The 25,371-nt window shown below is 60.9% G+C and carries 28 protein-coding genes; 19 read left to right on the forward strand and 9 right to left on the reverse strand.

All coding sequences use genetic code 11. The annotated features are described in order from the left end of the window. Positions 1-32: 32 nt before the first annotated feature. Positions 33-1,220, reverse strand: coding sequence for an aq_1923 C-terminal domain (locus J5286_RS07190; protein WP_209189802.1), 1,188 nt, complete (start codon positions 1,218-1,220; stop codon positions 33-35). 224 nt (positions 1,221-1,444) lie between these two features. Here J5286_RS07190 and parC point away from each other — a divergent pair, with 224 nt between their 5' ends. Then, a complete protein-coding gene (gene parC / locus J5286_RS07195) occupies positions 1,445-3,703 on the forward strand; it encodes a DNA topoisomerase IV subunit A (protein WP_209189803.1) in 2,259 nt (752 codons plus the stop codon). A gap of 168 nt (positions 3,704-3,871) precedes the next feature. Then, positions 3,872-4,384, forward strand: coding sequence for an SRPBCC family protein (locus J5286_RS07200; RefSeq protein ID WP_047513216.1), 513 nt, complete (start codon positions 3,872-3,874; stop codon positions 4,382-4,384). Here J5286_RS07200 and J5286_RS07205 read toward each other — a convergent pair. The 4 genes from J5286_RS07205 to hemB all read right to left on the reverse strand — a co-directional run bounded on the left by J5286_RS07205 (position 4,320) and on the right by hemB (position 7,713). Beyond that, positions 4,320-5,210, reverse strand: a complete 891-nt coding sequence (locus J5286_RS07205; protein ID WP_209189804.1) for a DMT family transporter — start codon at positions 5,208-5,210, stop codon at positions 4,320-4,322. The two genes, J5286_RS07200 and J5286_RS07205, sit on opposite strands and share 65 nt — an antisense overlap. Then, entirely contained in the window at positions 5,211-5,987 is a 777-nt protein-coding gene (locus tag J5286_RS07210; RefSeq protein ID WP_018898697.1) for an arginyltransferase, read from the reverse strand. Between the two features lie 176 nt (positions 5,988-6,163). Then, on the reverse strand, positions 6,164-6,622 hold the full coding sequence (locus J5286_RS07215; protein WP_018898696.1) for an RDD family protein: 459 nt from the start codon (positions 6,620-6,622) through the stop codon (positions 6,164-6,166). 77 nt (positions 6,623-6,699) lie between these two features. Then, positions 6,700-7,713: a porphobilinogen synthase gene (hemB, locus tag J5286_RS07220; RefSeq protein WP_111561157.1), complete on the reverse strand. Its 1,014-nt coding sequence runs from the start codon at positions 7,711-7,713 to the stop codon at positions 6,700-6,702. A 148-nt stretch (positions 7,714-7,861) separates the two neighbouring features. Here hemB and J5286_RS07225 point away from each other — a divergent pair, with 148 nt between their 5' ends. From J5286_RS07225 to J5286_RS07255, 7 genes are all read left to right on the forward strand, one after another. Continuing rightward, positions 7,862-8,299, forward strand: coding sequence for a DUF6163 family protein (locus tag J5286_RS07225; RefSeq protein WP_209189805.1), 438 nt, complete (start codon positions 7,862-7,864; stop codon positions 8,297-8,299). 130 nt (positions 8,300-8,429) lie between these two features. Next, entirely contained in the window at positions 8,430-8,945 is a 516-nt protein-coding gene (gene ldtR / locus J5286_RS07230) for a transcriptional regulator LdtR (RefSeq protein ID WP_018898693.1), read from the forward strand. 459 nt (positions 8,946-9,404) lie between these two features. Further along, entirely contained in the window at positions 9,405-10,709 is a 1,305-nt protein-coding gene (locus J5286_RS07235; RefSeq protein ID WP_112973538.1) for a L,D-transpeptidase family protein, read from the forward strand. Positions 10,710-10,863: 154 nt separating this feature from the next. Beyond that, the gene (gene glyA, locus J5286_RS07240) at positions 10,864-12,162 is read left to right on the forward strand and encodes a serine hydroxymethyltransferase (RefSeq protein ID WP_209189806.1); all 1,299 of its coding nucleotides are present in this window, start codon (positions 10,864-10,866) and stop codon (positions 12,160-12,162) included. A gap of 9 nt (positions 12,163-12,171) precedes the next feature. After that, entirely contained in the window at positions 12,172-12,648 is a 477-nt protein-coding gene (gene nrdR / locus J5286_RS07245) for a transcriptional regulator NrdR (protein WP_047513200.1), read from the forward strand. Positions 12,649-12,651: 3 nt separating this feature from the next. Then, on the forward strand, positions 12,652-13,944 hold the full coding sequence (gene ribD, locus J5286_RS07250; protein WP_209189807.1) for a bifunctional diaminohydroxyphosphoribosylaminopyrimidine deaminase/5-amino-6-(5-phosphoribosylamino)uracil reductase RibD: 1,293 nt from the start codon (positions 12,652-12,654) through the stop codon (positions 13,942-13,944). Further along, a complete protein-coding gene (locus J5286_RS07255) occupies positions 13,944-14,564 on the forward strand; it encodes a riboflavin synthase (protein ID WP_209189808.1) in 621 nt (206 codons plus the stop codon). Before ribD ends, J5286_RS07255 begins: the two co-directional genes overlap by 1 nt. Here the strand turns inward: J5286_RS07255 and J5286_RS07260 are convergent. Both J5286_RS07260 and J5286_RS07265 read right to left on the reverse strand, forming a co-directional pair. Further along, positions 14,527-15,063: a GNAT family N-acetyltransferase gene (locus J5286_RS07260; RefSeq protein ID WP_209189809.1), complete on the reverse strand. Its 537-nt coding sequence runs from the start codon at positions 15,061-15,063 to the stop codon at positions 14,527-14,529. The two genes, J5286_RS07255 and J5286_RS07260, sit on opposite strands and share 38 nt — an antisense overlap. A 17-nt stretch (positions 15,064-15,080) precedes the next feature. Further along, positions 15,081-15,584 carry a cupin domain-containing protein gene (locus tag J5286_RS07265; protein WP_209189810.1) on the reverse strand — a complete coding sequence of 168 codons (504 nt, stop codon included), beginning with the start codon at positions 15,582-15,584 and terminating at the stop codon, positions 15,081-15,083. Positions 15,585-15,814: 230 nt separating this feature from the next. Between J5286_RS07265 and ribH the strand changes: the two genes are divergently transcribed. From ribH to J5286_RS07280, 3 genes are all read left to right on the forward strand, one after another. Continuing rightward, complete coding sequence (gene ribH, locus J5286_RS07270; RefSeq protein ID WP_018898685.1) at positions 15,815-16,270, forward strand: 6,7-dimethyl-8-ribityllumazine synthase; 456 nt, start codon at positions 15,815-15,817, stop codon at positions 16,268-16,270. Between the two features lie 3 nt (positions 16,271-16,273). Continuing rightward, positions 16,274-16,756 (forward strand): transcription antitermination factor NusB, encoded by a 483-nt coding sequence (gene nusB, locus J5286_RS07275; RefSeq protein WP_018898684.1) that lies wholly within the window; start codon positions 16,274-16,276, stop codon positions 16,754-16,756. Between the two features lie 215 nt (positions 16,757-16,971). Beyond that, entirely contained in the window at positions 16,972-19,110 is a 2,139-nt protein-coding gene (locus tag J5286_RS07280; protein ID WP_112980227.1) for a sodium-translocating pyrophosphatase, read from the forward strand. A 77-nt stretch (positions 19,111-19,187) separates the two neighbouring features. Here J5286_RS07280 and J5286_RS07285 read toward each other — a convergent pair whose 3' ends face one another. Beyond that, positions 19,188-19,718, reverse strand: coding sequence for an outer membrane protein assembly factor BamE (locus J5286_RS07285; protein ID WP_018898682.1), 531 nt, complete (start codon positions 19,716-19,718; stop codon positions 19,188-19,190). 187 nt (positions 19,719-19,905) lie between these two features. Here J5286_RS07285 and J5286_RS07290 point away from each other — a divergent pair, with 187 nt between their 5' ends. From J5286_RS07290 to J5286_RS07320, 7 genes are all read left to right on the forward strand, one after another. Next, the gene (locus J5286_RS07290; RefSeq protein ID WP_209189811.1) at positions 19,906-20,496 is read left to right on the forward strand and encodes a ubiquinol-cytochrome C chaperone family protein; all 591 of its coding nucleotides are present in this window, start codon (positions 19,906-19,908) and stop codon (positions 20,494-20,496) included. A 10-nt stretch (positions 20,497-20,506) separates the two neighbouring features. Continuing rightward, positions 20,507-21,061 (forward strand): YceD family protein, encoded by a 555-nt coding sequence (locus J5286_RS07295; protein WP_209189812.1) that lies wholly within the window; start codon positions 20,507-20,509, stop codon positions 21,059-21,061. A gap of 103 nt (positions 21,062-21,164) precedes the next feature. After that, positions 21,165-22,211, forward strand: coding sequence for a phosphate acyltransferase PlsX (gene plsX / locus J5286_RS07300; protein ID WP_026283034.1), 1,047 nt, complete (start codon positions 21,165-21,167; stop codon positions 22,209-22,211). 19 nt (positions 22,212-22,230) lie between these two features. Beyond that, entirely contained in the window at positions 22,231-23,202 is a 972-nt protein-coding gene (locus J5286_RS07305; protein WP_209189813.1) for a beta-ketoacyl-ACP synthase III, read from the forward strand. A 109-nt stretch (positions 23,203-23,311) separates the two neighbouring features. Further along, the gene (locus J5286_RS07310; protein WP_018898677.1) at positions 23,312-23,650 is read left to right on the forward strand and encodes an integration host factor subunit alpha; all 339 of its coding nucleotides are present in this window, start codon (positions 23,312-23,314) and stop codon (positions 23,648-23,650) included. Between the two features lie 230 nt (positions 23,651-23,880). Next, positions 23,881-24,414: a MerR family transcriptional regulator gene (locus J5286_RS07315; protein WP_018898676.1), complete on the forward strand. Its 534-nt coding sequence runs from the start codon at positions 23,881-23,883 to the stop codon at positions 24,412-24,414. A gap of 71 nt (positions 24,415-24,485) precedes the next feature. Beyond that, positions 24,486-25,124: an HAD family hydrolase gene (locus J5286_RS07320; RefSeq protein ID WP_209189960.1), complete on the forward strand. Its 639-nt coding sequence runs from the start codon at positions 24,486-24,488 to the stop codon at positions 25,122-25,124. A 3-nt stretch (positions 25,125-25,127) separates the two neighbouring features. On the opposite strand, the gene J5286_RS07325 is transcribed toward J5286_RS07320, so the two are convergent. Next, a complete protein-coding gene (locus J5286_RS07325) occupies positions 25,128-25,277 on the reverse strand; it encodes a hypothetical protein (RefSeq protein WP_018898674.1) in 150 nt (49 codons plus the stop codon). Between the last annotated feature and the right edge of the window lie 94 nt (positions 25,278-25,371).

A 25,371-nucleotide genomic window follows, 5' to 3' on the forward strand; every position in this document is an offset into this window, starting at 1 on the left:
CGCCGGGCCTTCCTGATTTCATGTCAAGGCGATCAATCGTTCGCCGAAACCTTCACACCGAGCACCTGCGGCAGCGTGTTCGGTGCGCCCATGGCGGCACCCATGATCATCGGGAACGGCACGGGCTTGGCCGGAGCGGCGTTGACCGTCAGGCTCTTCGGGTCGTCGAGGAAGGTGTTGACGGCGGCCGATACGGCGTTCTGCAGTTCCGGGATGTTGAGCTGTGCCAGCATGATCGGCGCCATCGCCTTCAGCGAGTCGGCCATCTGCTTGCCAGACATGCCCTGCTGGCTGCCGGCGTAGTCGAGCGCGCGCTTGGTGATCGAGGCGTCGTCGAAGCGGATCTGGGCGCTTTCGAAGGACAGCTGCTGCAGTAGGCCAAGCATGGCAAGGCCGAAGGCCTGCTGGGCCTGGTCCTTGTTCTGGTTGGCTTCCGCCTGCTGGGCGGCTTCCTGCAGCGACTTCACGAAGGCGAGCGTATAGCCGTTGACCTTGAAGGCGAGGTTGAGCTTGCCGACATTGCTGAAGTCGAAGGCGAACTCGGACACGTCGATCGTGCCCGGTGCCAGATCCCAGGCGCCCTTCATGGTGATGTCACCATTGACCTGCTGCAGCGCTAGCTTCTCGATCGCTTCCTTGCTCTGCGGATCGGCCGCCTTGCTGAGGTCAGCCTTGAGGCTCTTGAAGGCGCCGTCGAAATCGAAGCCGGACTCGTCTTCGCGCAGCGTCAGGTTCACATCGCTGCCGCCGAGCGAGAACACTTCGGCGCCGTCCTTGACGACCTTCAGCGGGCCGCTGTGGGCGCTCTCGTAGAGCAGCATGGAGGAGAGGCCTTCGCCCTTGGCATCGGCGGGGATGGAGATGCCGCCGAGCGTCAGCTCGGTCACGGTCAGCGTCGCGCCGTCATTGGTGGTGTTGATGTCGGGGAAGGCTGCTTCCTCGATGTAGTAGCCGCCGTCCTCGTCTTCCTCGACGCCCGAGAGCGTGATTTCGCCGATCGGCAGAGCACTGCCGTTGTTCGGCTTGAAGCTGGCGTTCTTCAGCGTCACGGTCTTGCCGTCGACATCGACGCCATCGGCCGCGAGCGTGCCGCCCTGCAGCGTGTAGGCGGCATTGATCTTCGTCAGCAGGTCCTGGCCATCGAGCGCGAAAGCGGAGCCGGCGAGAGAAAGGAATGCCACGCCCGAAAGCATGAGCCGTGTCGTCCGGTAAAATGTCATGGGTGTTCCTCAGATCCAGGTGGGCGGTTGGCCATAATCTACGATGGATTTGTGCCGGTTTATATTTCGTGTTTTCTAAAATTATGTTGAAGGGATAAGCAAACAAAGTCCAAATTCGGGCAGAAAGGTTTTAGCGGTTGTTTTCTTTCTGTTCGGAGACTTCATCCACAGCCGCAATGCCCGGATTCCTTGCTCACATCAACCATCTCGGTTAGTCAGAAGGTATGGGACAAGAGATTTTGCCGCCCTCTGGCGGAGACGATGACAGCATTCTTCCGATCGACCTGAAGGCGGCGCTCGAAGAGCGTTATCTCGCCTACGCGCTGTCGACCATCATGCACCGCGCGCTGCCCGACGTTCGCGATGGCCTGAAGCCGGTCCATCGCCGCATCATCCACGCGATGAGCGAGATGGGCATTCGCCCAAACTCGGCCTTCAAGAAATGCGCCCGTATCGTCGGTGACGTCATCGGTAAATTCCACCCGCACGGGGACCAGTCGGTCTACGATGCGCTGGTCCGTCTCGCCCAGGATTTCTCGCAACGTTATCCTGTTGTCGACGGACAGGGGAACTTCGGCAACATCGATGGCGACAGCGCTGCTGCCTATCGATACACCGAAGCCCGCATGACCGATGTCGCCGGGCTGCTGCTCGAGGGTGTCGACCAGGACGCCGTCGATTTCCGGCTGACCTATAACGAGGAAGACCAGGAGCCGACGGTTCTTCCCGGCGCCTTCCCGAACCTTCTCGCCAACGGCTCGTCGGGCATCGCCGTCGGCATGGCAACCTCGATCCCGTCGCACAACGCACACGAACTGTGCGACGCGGCGCTGCATCTGATCAAGCATCCGGATGCGACGGTCGAGACGCTGGTGGAGCAGTTCATCCCCGGTCCGGATTTCCCGACCGGCGGCATCATCATCGACGACCGCCAGACGATCATCGATGCCTACAAGACCGGCCGCGGTGGCTTCCGCACGCGCGCCAAGTGGGAGACCGAGGATCTCGGCCGCGGCGGTTATCAGATCGTCATCACCGAAATTCCGTTCCAGGTGCAGAAGTCGCGCCTGATCGAGAAGATCGCCGAGCTCTTGATCGCCCGTAAGCTGCCACTGCTGGAAGACATTCGCGACGAGTCGGCCGAAGACGTCCGCGTCGTGCTGGTGCCGAAGAACCGCACCGTCGACCCGACCATCCTCATGGAATCCATGTTCAAGCTGACGGAACTCGAAAGCCGTTTCCCGCTGAACATGAACGTTCTCTCCATGGGCCGCATCCCGCGCGTCATGGCACTGAACGAGGTCCTGAAGGAATGGCTGGACCACCGTCGCGATGTGCTTCAGCGCCGCTCGCGATTCCGCCTTGCCGCCATCGAGCGTCGCCTGGAAGTCCTGGGCGGCCTGCTGATCGCCTACCTCAATATTGATGAGGTGATCCGTATCATCCGCGAGGAGGACGAGCCCAAGCCCGTCATGGTCGCGCGCTGGTCGCTGACGGAGATCCAGGTCGAAGCCATTCTCAACATGCGCCTGCGCTCCTTGCGCAAGCTGGAAGAATTCGAAATCCGCACCGAGTTCGACGCGCTGAGCAAGGAAAAGGCCGAGATTGAAGCGCTGCTCGCGTCCGAGGACAAGCAATGGCAGACCGTTGCCTGGGAAATCGGCGAGGTGAAGAAGAAGTTCGCCAAGGCGACCGAACTCGGCCGCCGCCGCACCCAATTCGCCGAAGCGCCTGATGCCGACGAGCAGGCGATCCAGCAGGCGATGATCGAGAAAGAGCCGATCACCGTCGTCGTCTCCGAAAAGGGCTGGATCCGTGCGCTGAAGGGCCACATCTCCGACACCACGACGCTGACCTTCAAGGAAGGCGACGCGCTGAGGATCGCGTTCCCGGCGCAGACGACGGACAAGATCCTTGTCATCACCACGGGCGGCAAGGCCTTCACGCTTGGCGGCGACAAGCTGCCGGGTGGTCGTGGCCATGGCGAACCGTTGCGCATCATGATCGACATGGACAACGACCAGGACGTCTTGACGGCCTTCGTCCACGATCCGCAGCGCAAGCAGATGATCGTCTCGACGGCCGGCAACGGCTTCGTCGTCGCCGAGACCGACATGGTTGCCAACACCCGCAAGGGCAAGCAGATCATGAACGTCTCCATGCCCGACGAAACCAAGCTGCTCGTGCCCGTCTCCGGCGACCACGTCGCCGTCGTCGGCGAGAACCGCAAGCTTCTCGTCTTCCCGCTCGATCAGGTTCCGGAGATGTCGCGCGGCAAGGGCGTTCGCCTGCAGCGCTACAAGGATGGCGGCATTTCCGACGTTCGCTGCTTCGCGATAGCGGATGGCCTCGTTTGGGAAGACAGCGCCGGCCGTACGTTCAGCAAGAACAAGGACGAGCTCGCCGAATGGCTCGCCGACCGCGCATCCGCCGGCCGCACCGTTCCCAAGGGCTTCCCCCGCAGCGGCAAGTTCGCCGGCTGAAATATATCAGCGCCCCGCTCTTGGCGAGCGGGGCATTTGCTCTAGTTCTGTCCTGTAATCACAACATGGACAAACATCATTCCGAAGGCGGACGGAATGATCGTATGTGGCGCCTTCGTGGGGAGGCGGCATGTCCGATCATGGAGGTCCGATCACGGAGGAATGTTGATGAGCGCCTGCAAGACCATTACGCTTTCAGTCGGCCACACCTACAATGCCTCGCCCTGCGAGGTTTATGACGCCTGGCTCAATCCCGAAATCGCCAAACGCTTCCTCTTCGCCACCGATGACGGCCGGGTGATCCGCGCCGATATCGAGCCGCGCGTCGGCGGCCATTTTCTCGTCATCGACAGACGGCCGACCGGTGACGCCGTTCATTATGGCGTATTTCTCGAAATGCGTCGGCCGCGCCTGATGGTGTTCTCGTTTTCGGTCGCCGAACACGATCACAATGCCGATCGCATCCGCGTCGAAATCGAGCCGCTGGGGGAGGGCACGCGCCTGACGCTGTCGCATGAAATGTGCGCGGAGTGGTCGGCCTTCGAAGAGCAGACGCATCGCGGGTGGACGCACGTGCTGAACGGGCTGGAGCGCGAGCTCGATGCGGCTCACACTGTCAAGCTGCCGGAGCTTGTTGCGTCGCAGGCTGTTTCCGAACCATCCAAAGCGAGTGCGCCATAATCGCGGTGACGAGGATGGAGCCGCCGATCAGCGTCATGACCGGCGGCGTTTCCGCGAAAATCAGCCAGATCCAGATCGGCGCGAGAATGGTCTCGAGCAGATAGAACATGCCGACCTCGGGTGCCGACAGATAGCGCGGCCCGCTGGCAAGGCACCAGAACGACACTGGCATCAGCACAGCACCGTTGAAGATGATCCAGGCGGGATGCTCGATCACGAGGCCTGCCGGCAAAGCGTTCGCGAGGCCAAGCGCGGCGGGAAAGGCTGCGGCAAGCAACGGCACGAAGCCCATGGCGCGACGCGATGCGCGCCCGACCGTAATCGCGCCCGCAAGCACCAGCGCCGTCAAAAGCGCCATCGCATCGCCGAAGCTGTGGCCGCCGGCCAGGCCGTCGCCAACAATCAGGCCGACACCGAAGATCATTACAGCCATTGTCACCAGCGTCGACAACGGTGGGCGCTCCTTCAGGAACAGCCAGGAAAGCAGCGCGCCGAACATCGGATTGAAGGCGACGATGAAGACCACGTTGGCGGTCGTCGTGTTAAACACCGCGAGCAGGAATGTTATGGTCGAGAGCCCATAGAGAAATCCCGCAAGAAGGCCCGCTCGACCGGGCACCATCGCCGGCCAGCTTCCCTTCATCCACCGTATTGCGCAAACGATCAGCAAAGTCACGGCAACCGTCGTGATGCTGCGCATGCCGACGATCGACCACATGTCGCCATGGGCGAGGCGCACGAGCGGAATGTCCATGGAGAGCGCAAGGCCGCCGATCGCCGTCAGCAGCAGGCCCTTCCGATGATCGGAAAGGGTAGGGAAACTCATTTAGGGCTGACTACCTTCGGGAAGGGATGTGGGGTCGAAGCGCTCCCAGCCGCGCGCGGTCAGGTGTTCCTGCGGCTGGTAGCGGGTCTTGTAGTCCATTTTCCGTGAGCCTTGAACCCAGTAGCCGAGATAGACATGCGGCAGGCCGAGCGCCTTTGTCCGTCTGATGTGATCGAGGATCATGAAGGTGCCGAGCGAGCGCTTGTCGAGATCGGGATTGAAGTAGGAGTAGACCATCGAGAGCCCGTCGCTCATCGTGTCGGTCAGGGCCGCCGCAATCAGTTCGCCGCTCGGCCGCGTTTCCAGTCCGGAGCCTTCCACACGCCGGCGATACTCGATGATCTTGGTGTTGACGTGCGTATCCTCGACCATGATCGCATAATCGAGCACCGTCATGTCCGACATGCCGCCCTGCTGGTGGCGATAGTCGAGATAGCGGCGAAACAGCGAATATTGCTCGCTCGATGGCTGCGCCGGAAATTCTGTCGAGATGATATCGGAATTGGTGGCGATGACCCGCTTCATCGACTTGGTCGGCTCGAACTCGTCGGCGAGGATGCGGACCGAGACACAGGCACGGCAAGCCTCGCAGGCCGGGCGGTAGGCAATGTTCTGGGAGCGGCGAAATCCGCCTTGCGTCAGGATGTCATTCATCTCGGCGGCGCGTGGCCCGACCAGATGTGTAAAAACCTTTCGTTCCATCTCATGCGCAAGGTAAGGGCAGGCAGCCGGGGCCGTCAGATAAAACTGCGGAGATGGCGTGGTCTGCGTATTCATCTGCTGCTGAGATGTCCTTAGGTTGCATGCTGAAATGACAGCATGACTTAAGAAAAGAAAACGTCAACAGCGCGGCAGTGCGCCGCGCTTTGTGACTGATTATACTTTCGGATATTGGCCAAAAATTTCCCCTCAAAAAGAGGGGAAATCCGCTTATTTCAGAGACTTGATCAATCTCAGGCGGTTCTGACCGTCACCGTACCGACGAGAAAATCATGCAGCAGGCGGCTGCGTTCGGTGAACAGGCCGACCAGCAGAATCAGCGGCGTGAGAACCGAGTTTAGGATCCAGAACAGCGCCAGGTGAACGATCGCCGTCAGGAAATCCATCTCCCGCCCATCGACGCGCACGATCGCAATCCCCATAGCCCGCATGCCAAGCGATGCCTGGCTCGAGCCGCCGACCGTAAAGCCGAAGTAAAGGCCCGCGACGATCACGAACAGCGCCGGATAAAGAAAGAAACCGAGGCCGAGCGTGACGATCGACAGGAAGAACAGGATGACCGCCGCCGGAATGCAGAGCAGCAGAATGATCACATAATCGAGGATGAACGCAAAAACGCGCCGGCTCAGCGTACCGCTATAGGCGCGCCAATCGTCAGGTGCGGCATAGAGCGGGTTCGGGTTGAGCGACATCGTTACGGTCTCCTTTCGAGAGTGGCTACCGCTGATATGGTGACGCTCGCCCCGAATGCAATATTGACGCGAAGCGATCAGCGCTTGGCGAGGATCTTGGCAACCTCGATGGAGAAATAGGTGAGGATGCCGTCGCAGCCGGCGCGCTTGAAGGCGAGCAGGGTCTCAAGCATCGCCTTTTCGCCATCGATCCAGCCGTTCATCGCCGCAGCTTTGATCTGCGAATATTCGCCCGACACCTGATAGGCGAAGGTCGGAAGGCCGAATGCTTCCTTCATCCGCCAGCAGATGTCGATATAGGGCAGGCCGGGCTTGACCATCAGCATGTCGGCGCCTTCCTCGACGTCGAGTGCCGCGTCGCGGATCGCCTCGGTGCCGTTGGCCGGGTCGATATAGTAGCTCTTCTTGTCGCCCTTCAGCAGCCCGCCCGTCGAGATCGCCTCGCGGTAAGGACCGTAAAAGGCGGAGGCGAACTTCGTCGCGTAGCTCATGATCCCGACATCCTGGTGCCCGGCGGCGTCAAGCGCACGGCGGATGGCGCCGATGCGGCCGTCCATCATTTCGGACGGCGAGATGATGTCGGAGCCGGCGTCGGCCTGCATCACGGCCGCGCGCGCCACCTGCTCCACCGTCTCGTCATTGACGATCTCGTTGCCGCGCAGGATGCCGTCATGGCCGTGGCTGGTGAACGGATCGAGCGCCACGTCGGTGATGACGCCGATATTCGGCACGGCCTTCTTGATGGCGGCCGTTGCCTGGTTGATCAGGTTGTTCGCTTCAAGGCTGTTTGAGCCGGTCTCGTCGCGCAGCGACATCTCGATATTCGGGAAGGTCGCGATAGCAGGAATGCCGAGATCTGCCGCTTCCTTGGTGGCTTCCACCAGCTTGTCGACGCTCATGCGGTTGACACCCGGCATGGCGGGGATCGGCTCGACGATACCGGAACCCGGAACCACAAAGACCGGCCAGATCAGATCATCGACCGTAAGCCGGTTCTCTTGCACCATCCGGCGCGTCCAGTCGGCCTTGCGGTTGCGCCGCATCCGGCGGTGGCCCGTGATTTCATCGACGAGGTGTGTCTTGTCCTGCATGATCGTTCCAGCTCTTGGCAGTTCCAATTGTTGCTGCGCTCATTATCATGCCATCCGACAAATCCAAACCGGGCGAATGGCCGCAACCAATCAACAGCTTGCGATCAACCGCTGGCGAAGACGCCGCAGCGCTCCTATTGTCTGACGCATGAACGCTGATTCTCCGACCATACCGAAAAGCACGCTCACCGGCGTTCTCTTTGTCCTGTTCCTGCGCCTGATCGCGATCTCGTGTTTCTGGTTCGGATTGCAGTATTGGGCGATGCTGGTCGGCTACTCGCTGATCGGCGCTGGGCGCTTCGATCTTTTGAGCCTGCCGTGGAAGGTGGCAAGCACCAGCCTTGCCGTCCTGTTCCCTGTGGCTGCCCTCGGGCTCTGGCTGGCTGTCTCCTGGGGACCCGTCATCTGGGTGCTCGCAGCCGGCGGCCAGATCATGATGTATGGCTTTCTTCCGGAGATTTTCGGAGCCAACAAACTCATCATTCTGCTGCATGCGGCGGTGGCCGTTATCTACGCTGTTTTCCGCTTTTTGCTCTGGCAGGAGAAGCGCCGGCGCCGGCAGCAGGTAAGCGTTGATTTACCCTGATACAACAGCGCGTTTTGGTAAGGCACTGTTAAGCCTGCAGTTTAAGTAGAATTTTATCTGTATTCGATAGGGTCTGTCTCAAGGCGGGAAGACAACCAACACCGCCAAACAAAACAGTGAGGCAGTCATCATGAATACGAAAATCAAGCCGCAGGCGGTATCGAACTTCCGTGAACAGCAGGACCTGGGTATCCGCGATCTTTACATGGAATCCCTTCATCTTGTTGAACGTCTTCACCGCCGTCTTCTGGATGTCATCAAGGACGAATTCGACCGTCAGGGTCGCAGCGACGTCAACGCCATCCAGGCTCTCCTCCTTTTCAACATCGGCAACTCGGAACTGACCGCCGGCGAACTTCGCTCTCGCGGTTACTATCTGGGCTCCAACGTTTCCTACAACGTCAAGAAGCTCGTCGACCTCGGCTTCATCAACCACCAGCGCTCGCGCATCGACCGTCGCTCGGTCCGCATCAGCCTGACGGAAACCGGCCAGGAAATCGCCGAGACGGTTGCCAAGCTCTATGAGCGCCACACGGCATCGATCGACAAGGTCGGCGGCATCGGCACCGACGAGTTCGCGCAGATGAACAAGCTGCTGACCCGTCTGGACCGCTTCTGGAACGACTCGATCATGTATCGTCTCTAAGCAACAAGACCCCTCCAAGGTCAAAGAAAGCCGGATGCGTTTCCCTGCGCGTCCGGCTTTGCCGTTTGCGCCGACGTGGCATCTTTGCAACGCATGGCCAGCCAACCGTGCTTCAAGGGGTAAGCCCCTGTATTCAAGTCGCCTTTTAGCCGCTATTAGCCGGCAGAATCCTTGCAATGGTTTGGTTCATTCTTCGCTTCGATCGCTATCGAAAGTTGCACTTTTCGGCGGAGACACGAATTGGCCATATTAGCATGGCAGCGAAAATATACGGCAACCGGCGCTTCCCGAATTCGGGGTTTTGATAACCTCGCCTTTCCTGCTCGCGATCATGTGATCGCCGGCAGCGAGAATTTGAGGTGCGCCGTGGCAACGGATGGGTAGTGACTGCGTTATTCGCGGTGACGAAGGGCAAAGCCACCGGTCTCTCAAGCGGCGGCATTATTGTGGTTGGGATGCATGTCTAAAAAAACAGGTACTGAAGCTCTCTCTCGGCGGGCATTTCTTGCTTCTGCCGCAGCCGTTGGCGCAAGCTCGGTAGCGGCGCCGGCACTGGCGCAATCGGCGATCGATTCGCTCATCAATGCACCGGAGCGCGGTGACTGGGATGACCAGTTCGACGCGAAAGCCGCTTCGCGTACGGCAACTGCCGTGGTGTCGAACACCCCGATCCTCGGACCGCAGTCCGTCCCCAGCATTCAGCAGGCGATCGCCCAGTATCAGCAGATCGCATCCGCAGGCGGTTGGCCGCAGGTCAACCCGGGCCAGCAGCGTCTGCAGATCGGCGTCACCGACCAGTCCGTCCAGGCCCTGCGCCAGCGCCTCTTCGTCACAGGCGACCTGCCGCAGGAAGCCGGCATGTCCTCGTCCTTCGATTCCTACGTCGACGGCGCGGTCAAGCGCTTCCAGGCACGTCACGGCCTCCCGGCCGACGGCGTGCTCGGTGAATTCACGCTGAAGGCGATGAACATTCCCGCCGACGTGCGCCTGCAGCAGCTGAACACCAACCTGATCCGCCTGCAGACTTTCCCGGAAGAGCTCGGCCGTCGCCACGTGATGGTCAACATCCCGGCCGCTTACGTTGAGGGCATCGAGGATGGCAGCGTCGTGACGCGTCACAACGCCGTTGTCGGCCGCCTCAGCCGCCCGACACACTTGGTCAACTCGAAGATCTACGAGGTCATCCTCAATCCTTACTGGACCGCGCCGCGTTCGATCGTCGAGAAGGACATCGTGCCTTTGATGCGCAAGGACCCGACTTATCTCACGAAGAACAATATTCGTCTGATCGACGGCAAGGGCACGGAAGTGGCGCCCGAGACGATCGACTGGAACGCCGAAAAGGCGCCGAACCTGATGTTCCGCCAGGATCCGGGCAAGATCAACGCCATGGCCTCGACGAAGATCAACTTCTACAACAAGAACGGCGAGTACATGCACGACACGCCGCAGCAGGGCCTGTTCAACAAGCTCATGCGCTTCGAGTCGTCAGGCTGCGTCCGCGTCCAGAACGTTCGCGACCTGACCACCTGGCTGCTGCGCGACACGCCTCCGTGGTCCCGCCAGCAGATGGAGCAGGTGATCACCACCCGCGTCAACACGCCGATCAAGCTGGCCGAGGAAGTGCCTGTATACTTCGTCTACATCTCCGCCTGGGGCATGCCTGACGGTATCGTCCAGTTCCGCGACGACATCTACCAGATGGACGGCAATGCCGAACTCGCGCTCGACACGACCGCGGGCATGGAACAGCCGGTTCAGTAAGAGCCGCAAGCTGCGTTAGAATTAAAAAAAACCGCGTCTTTCATGGCGCGGTTTTTTGTTGCGCGTAGATTGCCCAGCAAATGTCGCTCTCCGTATTGCCCTTGGCGGGGCAGGGCGCTAATAGCCTAGCGCAGTCCAGTTAAGGAGCCCGCCGATGACCAATGCTTCTACCCAGACCTTCTTCAATCGCTCGCTTGCCGATACCGATCCGGAAATCTTCGGTTCGATCCAAAAGGAACTCGGTCGCCAGCGTCACGAGATCGAGTTGATCGCTTCGGAAAACATCGTTTCCCGTGCGGTTCTGGAAGCCCAGGGCTCCATCATGACCAACAAGTACGCCGAGGGATATCCCGGCAAGCGCTATTATGGCGGCTGCCAGTTCGTCGATATCGCGGAAGAACTCGCGATCGAACGCGCCAAGAAGCTGTTCGGCGTCAACTTCGCCAACGTTCAGCCGAACTCCGGTAGCCAAATGAACCAGGCCGTCTTCCTCGCGCTGCTGCAGCCGGGCGACACATTCATGGGCCTCGACCTGAACTCGGGCGGTCACCTGACCCACGGTTCGCCGGTCAACATGTCCGGCAAGTGGTTCAACGTCGTCTCCTACGGTGTTCGCGAAGGCGACAACCTGCTCGACATGGACGACGTCGCCGAGAAGGCCCGCACCCACAAGCCGAAGCTCATCATCGCCGGCGGCACCGCTTATTCCCGCATCTGGGACTGGAAGCGCTTCCGCGAGATCGCCGATGAAGTCGGCGCCTATCTGATGGTCGACATGGCCCACATCGCCGGTCTCGTTGCCGGTGGCCAGCATCCGTCGCCGTTCCCGCACTGCCACGTCGCGACCACCACGACCCACAAGTCGCTGCGCGGCCCGCGCGGTGGTGTCATCCTGACGAACGACGAAGATCTGGCGAAGAAGTTCAACTCGGCCGTCTTCCCGGGTCTGCAGGGCGGTCCGCTCATGCACATCATCGCCGCCAAGGCCGTTGCCTTCGGCGAGGCGCTGCAGCCTGAGTTCAAGGACTATGCGGCTCAGATCGTCAAGAACGCCAAGGCGCTCGCTGATACGCTGATCGCCGGCGGCCTCGATGTCGTCTCCGGCGGCACCGACAACCACCTGATGCTGGTCGACCTTCGCAAGAAGAACGCGACGGGCAAGCGCGCCGAAGCCGCACTCGGCCGCGCCTACATCACCTGCAACAAGAACGGCATTCCGTTCGACCCTGAAAAGCCCTTCGTCACCTCCGGCGTTCGCCTCGGCGCGCCGGCCGGCACGACGCGCGGCTTCAAGGAAGCGGAATTCAAGGACATCGGCAATCTCATCGTCGAGGTTCTCGATGGCCTGAAGGCGGCCAACTCCGACGAAGGCAATGCCAGCGTCGAAGCAGCCGTACGCGACAAGGTGATGAACCTCACCGGCCGCTTCCCAATGTACGACTACATCGGCTAAGGATAGCGCATGCGCTGCCCATTCTGCGGATCGGAAGACACACAGGTCAAGGATTCACGCCCGGCGGAGGACAATACGTCCATCCGCCGCAGGCGTATCTGTCCTGATTGCGGCGGTCGCTTCACGACCTTCGAGCGCGTGCAGCTGCGCGAGCTCATGGTCTCGAAGAAGACCGGTCGCAAGGTGCCTTTCGATCGCGACAAGCTGGTGCGTTCCTTCGAGATCGCACTGCGCAAGCGCCCCGTCGACCGCGACCGCATAGAGCGCGCGGTCTCAGGCATCGTTCGCCGCCTGGAAAGCTCCGGCGAAGTCGAAATCAGCTCCGAGCAGATCGGCCTGCAGGTTCTCGAAGCGCTGAAGAGCCTAGATGACGTCGGCTTCGTGCGCTACGCTTCGGTCTACCGCGATTTCTCTCATGCCGAGGATTTCGAGAAGGTGATCTCGGAGATCAACGCTAAAATCGCTCGCGATCCCTTGGATAGCTGAGAGATGAGCGCCTCGCCAGACGACGCGCAATTCATGCAGGAGGCGATCCGCCTGGGTCTCCTCCATCTCGGCCAGACATCCACAAACCCCTCTGTCGGTTGCGTCATCGTGCGCGACGGCAAGATCGTCGGCCGTGGCACGACCGCCGTCGGCGGCCGTCCGCATGCCGAGCCGCAGGCGCTGGCCGAGGCCGGTGAACTGGCCCACGGCGCGACCGCCTATGTCACACTCGAGCCGTGCTCCCATCACGGCAAGACGCCGCCCTGCGCCGATGCGCTGATCGCGTCCGGCGTGTCCCGCGTTGTGATCAGCGTCACCGATCCTGACGAGCGCGTGTCGGGCAGGGGCATCGCCATGCTTCGCGATGCCGGCATCACGGTCGAGACCGGGTTGTTGGAAGAAGAGGGCCGCCAGTCGCTCGCCGCCTATCTCACCCGCCAGACGAAGAACCGTCCCTATGTGATTCTGAAGCTTGCCGTTTCCGAAGATGGCATGATCGGTCGCGTGGGCGAGGGCCAGATCGCCATCACCGGTCCGGCGGCGCGTGCCGAGGTGCAGCAGCTGCGCGCCGAGACGGATGCGATCCTTGTCGGTATCGGCACCGCCGTTGCAGATGACCCGGAACTGACGGTGCGCATTCAGGGGCTTGAGGGGCGCTCGCCGGTGCGGATTGTGCTGGATCCGTTGCTGGAGCTGCCGCTTACGTCGAAGCTGGTGCGGACGGCGCGGCAGGTGCCGGTCATCGTGGTGGGGCGTGAGGAGGTTTCAGAGGCGTGGGAGCAAGATTTACCCCCCTCTGTCCTGCCGGACATCTCCCCCACAAGGGGGGAGATCGACTCGTTGTCTGCTTCTCCCGAAACAATCGATGTTGAAGCGAGCGGCCACCCCCAACCAATCTCCCCCCTTGTGGGGGAGATGCCCGGCAGGGCAGAGGTGGGTATCCCAACCGCCGAAGCCGACGCCTCGAACAACCAACTCGACTCCCGCCGCAAAGCCCTCGAAGCATCTGGCGTCGAAGTCGTCTACTGCCACCCCTACCACCCGGAACAGCTTCTCCCGGCACTCGCCTCCCGCGGCATTTCCTCGCTGCTGGTCGAAGGCGGCGCCAAAACGGCGCGGCTGTTCCTCGAGGCAGGCTATGTCGACCGCATCCTGCTCTACCAGGGGCCGGGCATGATCGGCGAGGGCGGTATTGAAACGCCGATCCGCAAAACCGATATTCCATCCGATTTCAAGCATGTGGGCACGCGCAGAGTTGGCGACGACAGCCTGGACGAATACGAAAGAGAAGTTTGATGTTTACAGGCATTGTCACCGACGTTGGCACGATCGAATCTGTTTCACCCTTGAAGGAGGGCATCAAGCTTCGCGTGGCGACCAGCTATGATCCCGCGACCATCGACATGGGCGCCTCGATCTCGCATTCCGGCATCTGCCTGACGGTCACCGGCCTGCCCGACGAGGGCAGCAATGGCCGCTGGTTCGAGGTGGAAGCCTGGGAAGAAGCGCTGCGCCTGACGACGATCGGCACCTGGAAAGAGGGCAGCCCCGTCAATCTCGAGCGCGCGCTGAAGATCGGCGACGAACTGGGCGGCCACATCGTCTCCGGCCATGTTGACGGCAAGGCCGAGATCCTCTCCGTCACCGAAGAGGGTGACGCCACGCGTTTCCGCATCCGCGCGCCGGAGCATCTGGCAAAGTTCGTCGCCCCCAAGGGTTCGATCGCGCTTGACGGCACATCGTTGACCGTCAACGCCGTCGATGGCACCGACTTCGACGTGCTGCTTATCCGCCACACACTCGAGGTCACGACCTGGGGAAAGCGCCAAGCCGGCGATTTCGTCAATTTCGAAGTCGACACAATGGCGCGTTATGCCGCTAGGCTGGCCGAGTTCCCGGTCGCGAAAGCAGAATAACCTCGCCGTTGTAGTTCGTGCGCCTCGCATCGCCAAAGCCGAGTTTTTCGGCAAGGCGCAGCGAGGCGGCATTGTCGGGATCGATGATGCAGCTCATCGGCCGTGCCGGAAAGTGCACCTCCGCCCAGCCGATCAATGCCCGCAGCGCTTCCGTCGCGTAGCCCTTTCCCTGAGCGTCCGGCATCAACGCCCAGCCCGCCTCCAGCGTCCCCTCGGTGTTGACCGGCTGCATGTCGCGCTTCATCTCCAGGAAGCCCGCTTCGCCCACGAACCTCCCGCTCTCTTTTTCTTCGATGGCGAGGAAGCCGAAGCCCATATGGTGCCACATGCCGGCGACGCGCAGCATGCGTCCCCAGCTCTGCTCCCGCGTCGATGCCACCCCGCTGATGAAGCGCACGACCGCATCGTTGCTCCACAGCGCGTGATAAGCCTCGAAATCCTCAACTGTGTGCGGTCGCAGGATCAGCCGCTCGGTCTCGATCGTCGGTATCTCGGTCATCGCGATCTCATCCCTTGTCAGGCACCAGGCTCGCCATCCCAGTAGTCGAGATCTTCGCCGGCGCGGCCCATCACGCGAAACGATCGATCGGGCGATCCCTCGCGGCGCGTCTTCGCGAGAAACTTGCCCGAGTCCGGATATTCGACGATATCGGTCGCAGCCTTCGTCGAGATGCCGAGATAGATCAGCGGGGTCGCGCCCGTGTTGATGATCTGGTGCGCCGTCTCCGGCCCGCCCGCCGGCGCACCGAGGACGTCGCCCTTGCGGATCGGGTAGCGTTCCGCCCCGAAGCGATACTCGCCGGTCCCCTCGATCACGAAGAACATCTCGTCCTCGGCATGATGGTTGTGGAAGGGACAGCCCGACTTGCCCGCTGGTACCTCGTTATAGCTGACGCCTAGCCCTTTCAGCCCGAGCATCGCACCGAAGGATGTATCCGCGCTCTGGTAAAACTCTCCCTGCTTCCAGCGCTCAAGGCTGAGTGCATCCACGTTGACGACGGGTGTTTGCTGATTGGTCATTCTCATCTCCCTTTGCCTCAGGGAACTATGAGTTTACGCGGGAAATCAACCCGTTATCGATCACGGCCCGGCGTTTTCGGCCAAGCGGTCCGCCAGCACCTCGGCACCCGCCGGGACGATTCGCGATTTTGCACCGCAGCCATGAGCCGAATTTGCTTGCCATTCTGGTAAAGGCATGTTTTGACCGCCGCCTGTCGAACGGCAAGTCCTCTAGGAAATGAAGGTGACCCATGGCGCGAGAAACCGCTCCTCATATCTTGATCGTTGAAGCACGTTTCTACGACGACATGGCTGATGCTCTCCTGGAAGGCGCAACCTTCGCATTGACCGAAGCCGGCGCGACCTATGACGTCGTCACCGTTCCCGGCGCGCTGGAAATTCCGGCTGCGATTGCAATGGCTCTCGATGGAGCGGATAATGACGGCACGAACTACGACGGCTACGTCGCGCTCGGCATGGTCATCCGCGGTGAGACCTACCACTTCGATATCGTCTCGAACGAATCCTCGCGCGCTCTGATGGACCTGTCCGTCAGTGAATCCATTGCCATCGGCAATGGTATCCTGACGGTCGAAAACGACGAGCAGGCTTGGTCGCGCGTACGCCGTTCGGATAAGGACAAGGGCGGCTTTGCCGCTCGCGCAGCTCTCACCATGATCGAGCTGAAGAAAAAGCTGGGTGCATAAGGTATGAGCAACGAAAACGTAGAGCGTCCGGTCAAGGCAGCGAACCAGCGTGGCGCCGCGCGTCTCGCCGCCGTTCAGGCGCTCTATCAGATGGATATCGGCGGCACCGGCGTTCTCGAAATCGTCGCCGAATACGAAGCCCATCGTCTCGGCCAGGAACTGGATGGCGAAACCTATCTGAAGGCTGATCCTTCCTGGTTCCGTTCGATCGTCTCCGGCGTCGTGCGCGAACAGAAGCGGCTCGATCCGCTGGTTGCCTCGGCCTTGCAGGACGATTGGGCGCTGTCGCGTCTCGACAGCACCGTTCGCGCCATCCTTCGTGCCGGCGTTTTTGAACTTCTCGACCGCAAGGACGTGCCGGTCGCGGTCATCGTCACCGAATATGTCGAGATCGCTCAGGCGTTTTTCAGCGATGATGAGCCCAAGCTCGTCAACGCTGTTCTCGACCGCATCGCCAAGCAGGTTCGCGGCGATCAGAAAAAGTAGCGTTTCGCGCGCAAGAATCGGCTTCTTCCTCCGATCGGCTAATCTCCTCTTTCCCATTGCTCCGTAAGGGTTTTCAGCCCTTGCGGGCTTGACGTCCCGTTTTCCTCCCCGCAATCTCCACTCGGCGTTGCAGCATTTCTGTGGGAGGAAATGGAGACGGCGTGTTCGCAGCCGGAGAGGGAGTGAGCTCCGGCTCTTTTGGAGGAAAGAGCGAAATGACGATTCTTTTATGCGTAATAGCGTGCGGTTTGCTTTCGGTGGTCTATGCCATCTGGGCAATCCGGTCGGTGCTATCAGCCGATCAGGGAAACGCCCGCATGCAGGAAATTGCAGGATATATTCGCGAAGGCGCGCAGGCCTATCTGACGCGCCAGTATACGGCCATCGCCATTGTCGGCGTCGTCGTCTTCATCGCCGCCTGGCTGCTGCTCTCCGCCACGGCCGCGATCGGCTTTCTGGTTGGTGCCGTGCTATCGGGCGCCGCGGGCTTCATCGGCATGCACGTCTCGGTTCGCGCCAACGTGCGCACCGCGCAGGCCGCCTCGCATAGCCTGGCCGCCGGTCTCGGCATCGCCTTCAAGTCGGGCGCCATCACCGGTATGCTTGTTGCCGGCCTGGCGCTGCTTGGCGTCTCCATTTACTACCTGATCCTCACCGGCGTGCTCGGCCACGATCCCGCCTCGCGTGAAGTCATCGATTCCCTGGTCGCGCTCGGCTTCGGCGCATCGCTGATCTCGATCTTCGCCCGTCTCGGTGGTGGTATTTTCACCAAGGGCGCCGACGTCGGCGGCGATCTCGTCGGCAAGGTCGAGGCCGGTATTCCGGAAGATGACCCACGCAACCCCGCGACCATCGCCGATAACGTCGGCGACAATGTCGGCGATTGCGCCGGCATGGCGGCCGACCTTTTCGAAACCTATGCCGTCTCCGTCGTCGCGACGATGGTTCTCGCCGCGATCTTCTTCGGCGGTACGCCCATTCTCGCGTCGGCGATGATCTACCCGTTGGCGATTTGCGGCGCCTGCATCATCACCTCGATCATCGGCACCTTCTTCGTGAAGCTCGGCAGCAACGGCTCGATCATGGGCGCCCTCTACAAGGGGCTCATCGTCACCGGCCTGCTGTCGATCCTGGGTCTTGGGGCGGCAACGTCGCTGACAGTCGGCTGGGGTCCGATCGGCACGGTCGCTGGCCATGACATTACCGGCATGAACCTCTTCATCTGCGGTATCGTCGGCCTCATCGTCACCGCGCTAATCGTGGTCATCACCGAATACTATACCGGCACCAACAAGCGCCCAGTCAATTCGATTGCCCAGGCATCGGTTACCGGCCACGGCACCAACGTCATCCAGGGGCTCGCCGTATCGTTGGAATCGACGGCACTTCCGGCGATCGTCATCGTTGGCGGCATTCTGGCGACCTTCCAGCTGGGTGGTCTGTTCGGCACCGGCATCGCCGTCACCGCTATGCTCGGCCTTGCCGGCATGATCGTGGCGCTCGACGCCTTCGGTCCGGTTACCGACAACGCGGGCGGCATCGCCGAAATGGCGCATCTGCCGCCGGAAGTGCGCAAGTCCACGGACGCGCTCGATGCGGTGGGCAACACCACCAAGGCCGTCACCAAGGGCTACGCGATCGGCTCCGCCGGTCTCGGCGCCCTCGTGCTCTTTGCGGCCTATTCGAACGACCTGCAATATTTCGCCTCGCATGGTGATCAGTATCCGTACTTCGCCAATATCGGCGCGATCTCGTTCGATCTCTCCAATCCATACGTCGTTGCCGGACTGCTTTTCGGCGGCCTCATCCCTTATCTCTTCGGTGGCATCGCAATGACGGCGGTTGGGCGTGCGGCTGGATCGATCGTCGAAGAAGTGCGCAAGCAGTTTCGCGAAAAGCCCGGCATCATGCAGGGCACCGAGAAGCCGGATTACGGCAAGGCGGTCGATCTGCTGACCAAGGCCGCCATTCGCGAAATGATCATTCCGTCGCTTCTGCCCGTCCTGGCGCCCGTAGTTGTCTATTTTGGCGTACTGTTGATCTCGGGCTCCAAGGCGTCGGCTTTCGCGGCGCTTGGCGCATCGCTGCTGGGCGTCATCATCAACGGCTTGTTCGTCGCGATCTCGATGACCTCGGGCGGCGGCGCATGGGACAACGCCAAGAAGTCCTTCGAAGATGGCTTCGTCGACAAGGACGGCACCCGCCATATGAAGGGTTCGGAAGCCCACAAGGCATCCGTAACTGGCGACACCGTCGGCGATCCCTACAAGGACACAGCCGGCCCCGCCGTCAATCCGGCGATCAAGATCACCAATATCGTGGCGCTGCTGTTGCTTGCCATCCTGGCGGGCTGATCGGTCTTAGATCTAGAACCAATGAAAAACCCGCCGGAGCGATCCGGCGGGTTTTGTGTGGGCGAATGACTTGGCGCTTAGCGCAAGCTGGCCGGGTTCTGCGGCGAAGGACGATCGCCGGCGCCGAACAGGCCCTTGGCCATGTTCGCGGCGCTGCCGCCAGAAAGCAGCTGCTGCAGGAAGGTGAGGTCCTTGCCGCCAGTCGGCGTAACGCGCGTGATCGTATCGAACGGCTTGCCGTCCTTGAGCGTGTAGTTGGCGCGGCGGGTCACGACGCCGTCCTTGTCGAAGTAGATGGCCAGAACGCTCTGGTCCACGACCTTCAGCTTCTGGAACGCCATGGAGCGCTCGCGGCGCTGCGAGATGTAATAGAAGACTTCGCCGTCGAAGGTGGCGGTCGTCGAAGGCGTGCCCAGCGACAGCAGAACCTGCTCGCGGCTCGAACCCTCGGGAACCAGGTTGAGCGACTGCTCGTCGGCGACGTAACCGCCGTTGAGAACCGTACCCGTTTGGCAGCCGGTCAATCCGGCGGAGGCGATCATGATGGCAATGGCGGCATTGCTGAGGAATTTCTTGTCAGACTTGAAATACCGTTTCTTCAACGACATCTACTCCCTTAACGTATCGATACCAGCCATCGGCCATGCAATGTTACGCTGATGCAAAACCATTGTGGCCTTTCCGGGGTCGGACGTGAGCCATCTGCCGAGTGGCCGTCGTCGAAGCGCTGTCCCGAAAGTGGCCACCTTCGCCATTGCAATTCGCGCATGCTTCGGTAAACCAGCTTTCGAAATCATGCAACAAGGCCGGACGCAGGTTGGCGCCAAGAACGAGGCCTTTCCGGAAAAAACAATGATATTCGGGCTCTTCGGCAAGAAAAACAACAACCAGGCGATCGTCGACCGGCAATATGAGGCGCTGACATCGGCCGCCCGCATGCCCGCGCTTTACGAGAGACTCGGCGTGCCGGATACGGTCATGGGTCGCTTCGAAATGCTGTCGGCTGTCATGATCCTGTTTTTTCGCCGCACGCGTGCATCCGAGACGAGCGGCCAGGAAATCGCGCAGGAAATCGTGGATGCATTCTTCCAGGATATCGATTATTCGATCCGCGAACTCGGGATTGGCGACAACACTGTTCCGAAGCGCATGAAGAAACTCGCCGGCATGTTCTACGGCCGGCTCGAAGCCTATTCCAAGGCGATGGACGCTGGCGACGCCGAGGCGCTCGCCGTGGCGCTTGGCCGCAACATTCATCCGAAGGAAACAGACCCGGTCGATATGCGCGCGCTTGCTGACTGGATGTTTTCCGCTGAAAAACACCTGTCGGTACAGTCCGAAGATACGATCGCGACCGGCTCGGCAACGCTGCCCGCCGTCGTGTGAGGAGACAATGATGAAGAATTCAAACGAAGACACGCCTTTCTCCTATCTCGTCAAGGTCGGCAACGTCTCGGCCAACCCCGTCGACGTCCATCTCGAAGCCGACAAGGACGAGTTGCGGGCGCTTGCCGAAACCTGGGACGTGATCTCGGTTGACGATTTTCGCGCCGATCTGCAGATCGCACGCTGGAAGAAGGATGGTATCCGCGTGAAGGGCAGAGTGCGCGCGAGCATCGTCCAGAGCTGCGTCGTCACGCTGGAGCCGGTGCCGTCGAAGATCGACGAAACCTTCGAGCAGATTTTCGTGCCCGAAAACTCCAAGCTTGCGCGCCGCCCGGCCAACGATACCGGCGAAATGATGCTGGATCCCGATGGTCCCGATCTGCCGGAAAGCTTTGTCGGCGATACGATCGACGCCGGCGAAGTCGCTACCGAGTTCGCCGCCATGGCGATCGATCCTTACCCCCGCAAAGAGGGCGTTGCCTTCGATGGTCACATAGAAGACACCGGAGAGAACGATAAGAAGCCTTCCGCCTTTGCTGTTCTGAAAGACTGGAAAAAGGACTGAAAGCCGCTCGCGGTTTGACATAATTCAGTTGTCAGCGACGGTAAAACCGGTATTTTGGCCAAAATTTCGCCCTCCTGGGACGAAAAAAAAGGATCAGGGACGCGTGATCAGAATTTCTCTCGACCTCATGGGTGGCGACTTTGGTCCCCAGGTAGTCATCCCCGGTGCCGCAAAGGCGCTGGAACGGCATCCGGACATTTCGTTCGTGATGTATGGCTTGAAGGAACAGTGCGAGCCTATCCTCGACCAGTTTCCGAAGCTGAAGGAGAAATCCGTTCTCCACGATTGCGAACTTGCCGTGCGCATGGACGAGAAGCCGAGCCAGGCATTGCGCCGTGGCCGCTATGTCTCTTCCATGTGGCGTTCGCTTGAGGCCGTGAAGACCAAGGACGCCGATGTCGCGGTTTCCGCCGGCAACACCGGCGCGCTGATGGCGATGGCCAAGTTCTGTCTGCGCACGATGGCCAATATCGAGCGCCCGGCGATCGCGGCGATCTGGCCGACCATGCGTGGCGAGAGCATCGTGCTCGATGTCGGCGCGACGATCGGTGCCGATAGCCAGCAGCTGATGGATTTCGCGCTGATGGGCGGCGCCATGGCGCGCGCGCTGTTCGAAATCGACCGTCCGACGATCGGCTTGCTGAACGTTGGCGTCGAAGAGATCAAGGGCCAGGAAGAGGTCAAGGAAGCCGGACGTCTGCTGCGCGAGGCCAATATCGACTCGCTCGATTATTTCGGCTTCGTCGAGGGCAATGACATCGGCAAGGGAACCGTCGATGTCGTGGTCACCGAAGGCTTCGCCGGCAACATCGCGCTGAAGGCCGCTGAAGGCACGGCGCGCCAGATCGGCGAATACCTGAAAGCTGCAATGTCGCGCACCCTGCTTGCCAAGATCGGCTATATCTTCGCCAAGAGCGCGTTCGACATGCTGCGCGAGAAGATGGACCCGAGCAAAGTCAATGGCGGCGTGTTTCTCGGCCTCAACGGCGTGGTCATCAAGAGCCATGGCGGCGCCAATGCCGAAGGGATCGCGTCTGCGATCGAGGTCGGCTACGACATGGCCAAGAATGGCCTCAATCAGAAAATAGAAAACGATTTGCAAAAGTATCATGCCAAGCGGCTGCCCCCTATCGGGCCGGAAGCGGCATGAGCGACGGGATTTGAAGAATATGATCCGTTCAGTGGTTCGCGGTTTCGGATCCGCGCTTCCGAAACGCGTTATGACCAATCGCGACATGGAAGATGTCGTGGACACCTCCGACGAATGGATTGTCCAGCGCACGGGCATTCGCCAGCGTTATCTCGCCGGAGAAGATGAGACGACGTCCTCGCTTGGTGCGGCGGCGGCTCTGGCCGCGCTGGAAAAGGCCGGCATGACGCCCGATGATATCGACATGATCATCTGCGCGACATCGACGCCCGACAACACCTTCCCGGCGACCGCCGTTAGCATCCAGAACCGTCTCGGCATGAGCCATGGCTTTGCCTTCGACGTACAGGCGGTCTGCACCGGTTTCGTCTACGCGGTCACCACCGCCGACGCCTATATCCGTGGCGGCCTTGCCAAGCGCGTGCTTGTCATCGGCGCCGAAACCTTCTCGCGCATTCTCGACTGGAACGACCGCACGACCTGCGTGCTCTTCGGCGACGGCGCAGGAGCGATCGTGCTCGAGGCGGCCGAAGGCGAGGGGACCGCTGCGGATCGTGGCGTTCTGACCGCGCATCTGCGCTCCGACGGCTCGCACAAGGAAAAGCTCTTCGTCGATGGTGGGCCGTCAACCACGGGCACTGTGGGCAAGCTGCGCATGGAAGGCCGCGAAGTCTTCAAATATGCCGTCGGCATGATCACCGACGTCATCCAGGCAGCCTTCGACAGCACCGGCACCACGTCGGACGATCTCGACTGGCTGGTGCCGCATCAGGCAAATCGTCGCATCATCGATGGTTCGGCCAAGAAGCTTAACATCGCGCCTGAAAAGGTTGTCGTCACGGTGGACTTGCACGGCAACACGTCGGCGGCTTCGATCCCGCTCGCGCTAGCGGTTGCAGCCGGCGACGGACGTATCAAGAAGGGCGATCTCGTCATGCTCGAGGCGATGGGCGGCGGCTTCACCTGGGGCGCTGTCCTGCTGCGCTGGTAACGGCCTAAAAACCCAAAAAGCTGACAACGAACAAGGGCTTGACCGTAAGGCGCAAGACAAATACTCTTCGCTCGTCCTCACAAAACAAAACCGATGGGCAGGGAAAAAGATGACCGGCAAAACAGTCACGCGCGCAGACTTGGCGGAATCCGTTTTTCGCAAAGTCGGTCTGTCCCGAACGGAATCGGCGGAGCTCGTGGAGACTGTGATCGACGAGATCTGCAACGCCATCGTTCGCGGTGAGACGGTCAAGCTTTCCTCCTTCGCGACCTTCCAGGTGCGCGACAAGAACGAGCGCATCGGCCGCAACCCGAAGACCGGCGAAGAAGTGCCGATCTCTCCGCGCCGCGTCATGACCTTCAAGGCATCGAACGTCTTGAAGACCCGCATCCTGAAGGCGCACACCCTGCGCAAGGTCAAGACCAAGCCGGCCAATCCGGCGGCCTGATCGTTTTCCGATCTCGTCGCTCGACGAGGCTGATCGACGCTTCCCGTGAATTTTCCGCAACGTTTTCTGTGCGAATTCGAGACGTGACTTGAATTAACGCAAGCAAACCGTTGAAATATGATGAGTCGCGGCTCGGACATATCAGGTGCGAGCCCCTTCGCCTTGCCGATAAACGGTAAGCGCGACGCGCTGAAGATCGCGTGCTGAAAATCGCGTAGGGAGTGAGAACCTTGGATAAGAGCCCGGATGCTTTTCGCACCATCAGCGAAGTAGCGGATGACCTCGATCTTCCGCAGCACGTGCTGCGCTTCTGGGAGACCCGCTTCCCGCAGATCAAGCCGATGAAGCGCGGCGGCGGCAGGCGCTACTACCGGCCGGAAGACGTGGATCTGCTGAAGGGTATCCGCCACCTGCTCTATGATCACGGCTACACCATCAAGGGGGTGCAGAAGCTCCTCAAGACCAATGGCAACAAGTTCGTCATCGCCATCGGCCATGGCGATCTCGCAAGTGTCCAGGCGCTGACCGGCCAGAGCGAAGGCGAAGCCGGCGAGCCCAGGGTCGGCATGTCCGAGGAAGATCAGCTCGTCGGGCGCGCCAAGGCTCCCGCTTCACGCCGCTTCTTCAATTTCGGCGGTGGTGACGACGAGGCGGCAGAGGTGTCGCTCGGCAAATCGAGCGTCGGCAAGGAAGATCGCGCGCTATTGCAGGAGGCGCTCTATGATCTCCTGGAATGCAAACGCCTTCTCGACCAGGTCCGCTAAGGCCGGTGTCACGCCGCCCGAGATGATCTCACATTGCCAGCCAGGAGCTTCGCGTGCCGGTTCCCCCAAAAATGTATGACGCCTTCCTCTTCGATATGGACGGAACGTTGCTCAACTCCATCGCCGTGGTCGAGCGTGTGTGGACCGGCTGGGCGGTGCGCCACGGGTTCGAGCCCGAGGTTTTTCTGAAGACGATCCACGGCGTTCGCGCCAGCGACGTGATCCGCAATCTGGCGCTGCCGGATGTCGATCCCGAGCACGAAGCAAAATTGCTGCTGCAGGAAGAGCTAGAGGACGTAAACGGGATTATCGAGATCCCGGGCGCCGTAAAATTCCTGAACAGCCTGCCGCCCGAGCGCTGGGCGATCGTCACGTCAGCGCCGACAGAGCTTTTCAAGCTCCGAATGGCCGCAGCCGGCATACCCATGCCGAAAGTGATCGTGACGGGTGAGGAGGTTTCATCCGGAAAGCCAAGCCCTGAGGGTTATCGCCTTGGCGCCGAACGTCTCGGCGTCGATCCGGCCAGGTGCCTCGTGTTCGAGGACGCGGTCGCCGGCATTCTCGCGGGCGAGGCGGCGGGCGCGGATGTGGTCGTTGTGACCCAGACCCACGCCACGCCCTTTGAGACCCCGCATATGTCGATCGCCGATTATCGCGGCTGCAGCGTTGCGATCGCCGAATACGGGCGCATCGGCTTTACGCGCGGCTAGCGCTTACTGCTTGCGCGGCAGGCCTTGTTTCTGCATCCGCTCGAACGCGGCCATCATCTTCGCCTTGACGGAGCCGAGCGTTCCCAGCTCGTGGCCGCAGGTGAAGCATGTCAGCATGTCGCTATCCAGCGGCTGCGGGCGTTCGAACTTCATTCTGGTGTTCCTGCACTTCGGGCAGGGGATCTCGATTTCCATGCTATGTCTCCCTGAGCAATCTGACGTCCCAATAGTCAGATGATCGCGGCAG

The sequence above is a fragment of the Rhizobium sp. 16-488-2b genome, assembly GCF_017741815.1.
GTDB lineage: Bacteria > Pseudomonadota > Alphaproteobacteria > Rhizobiales > Rhizobiaceae > Rhizobium.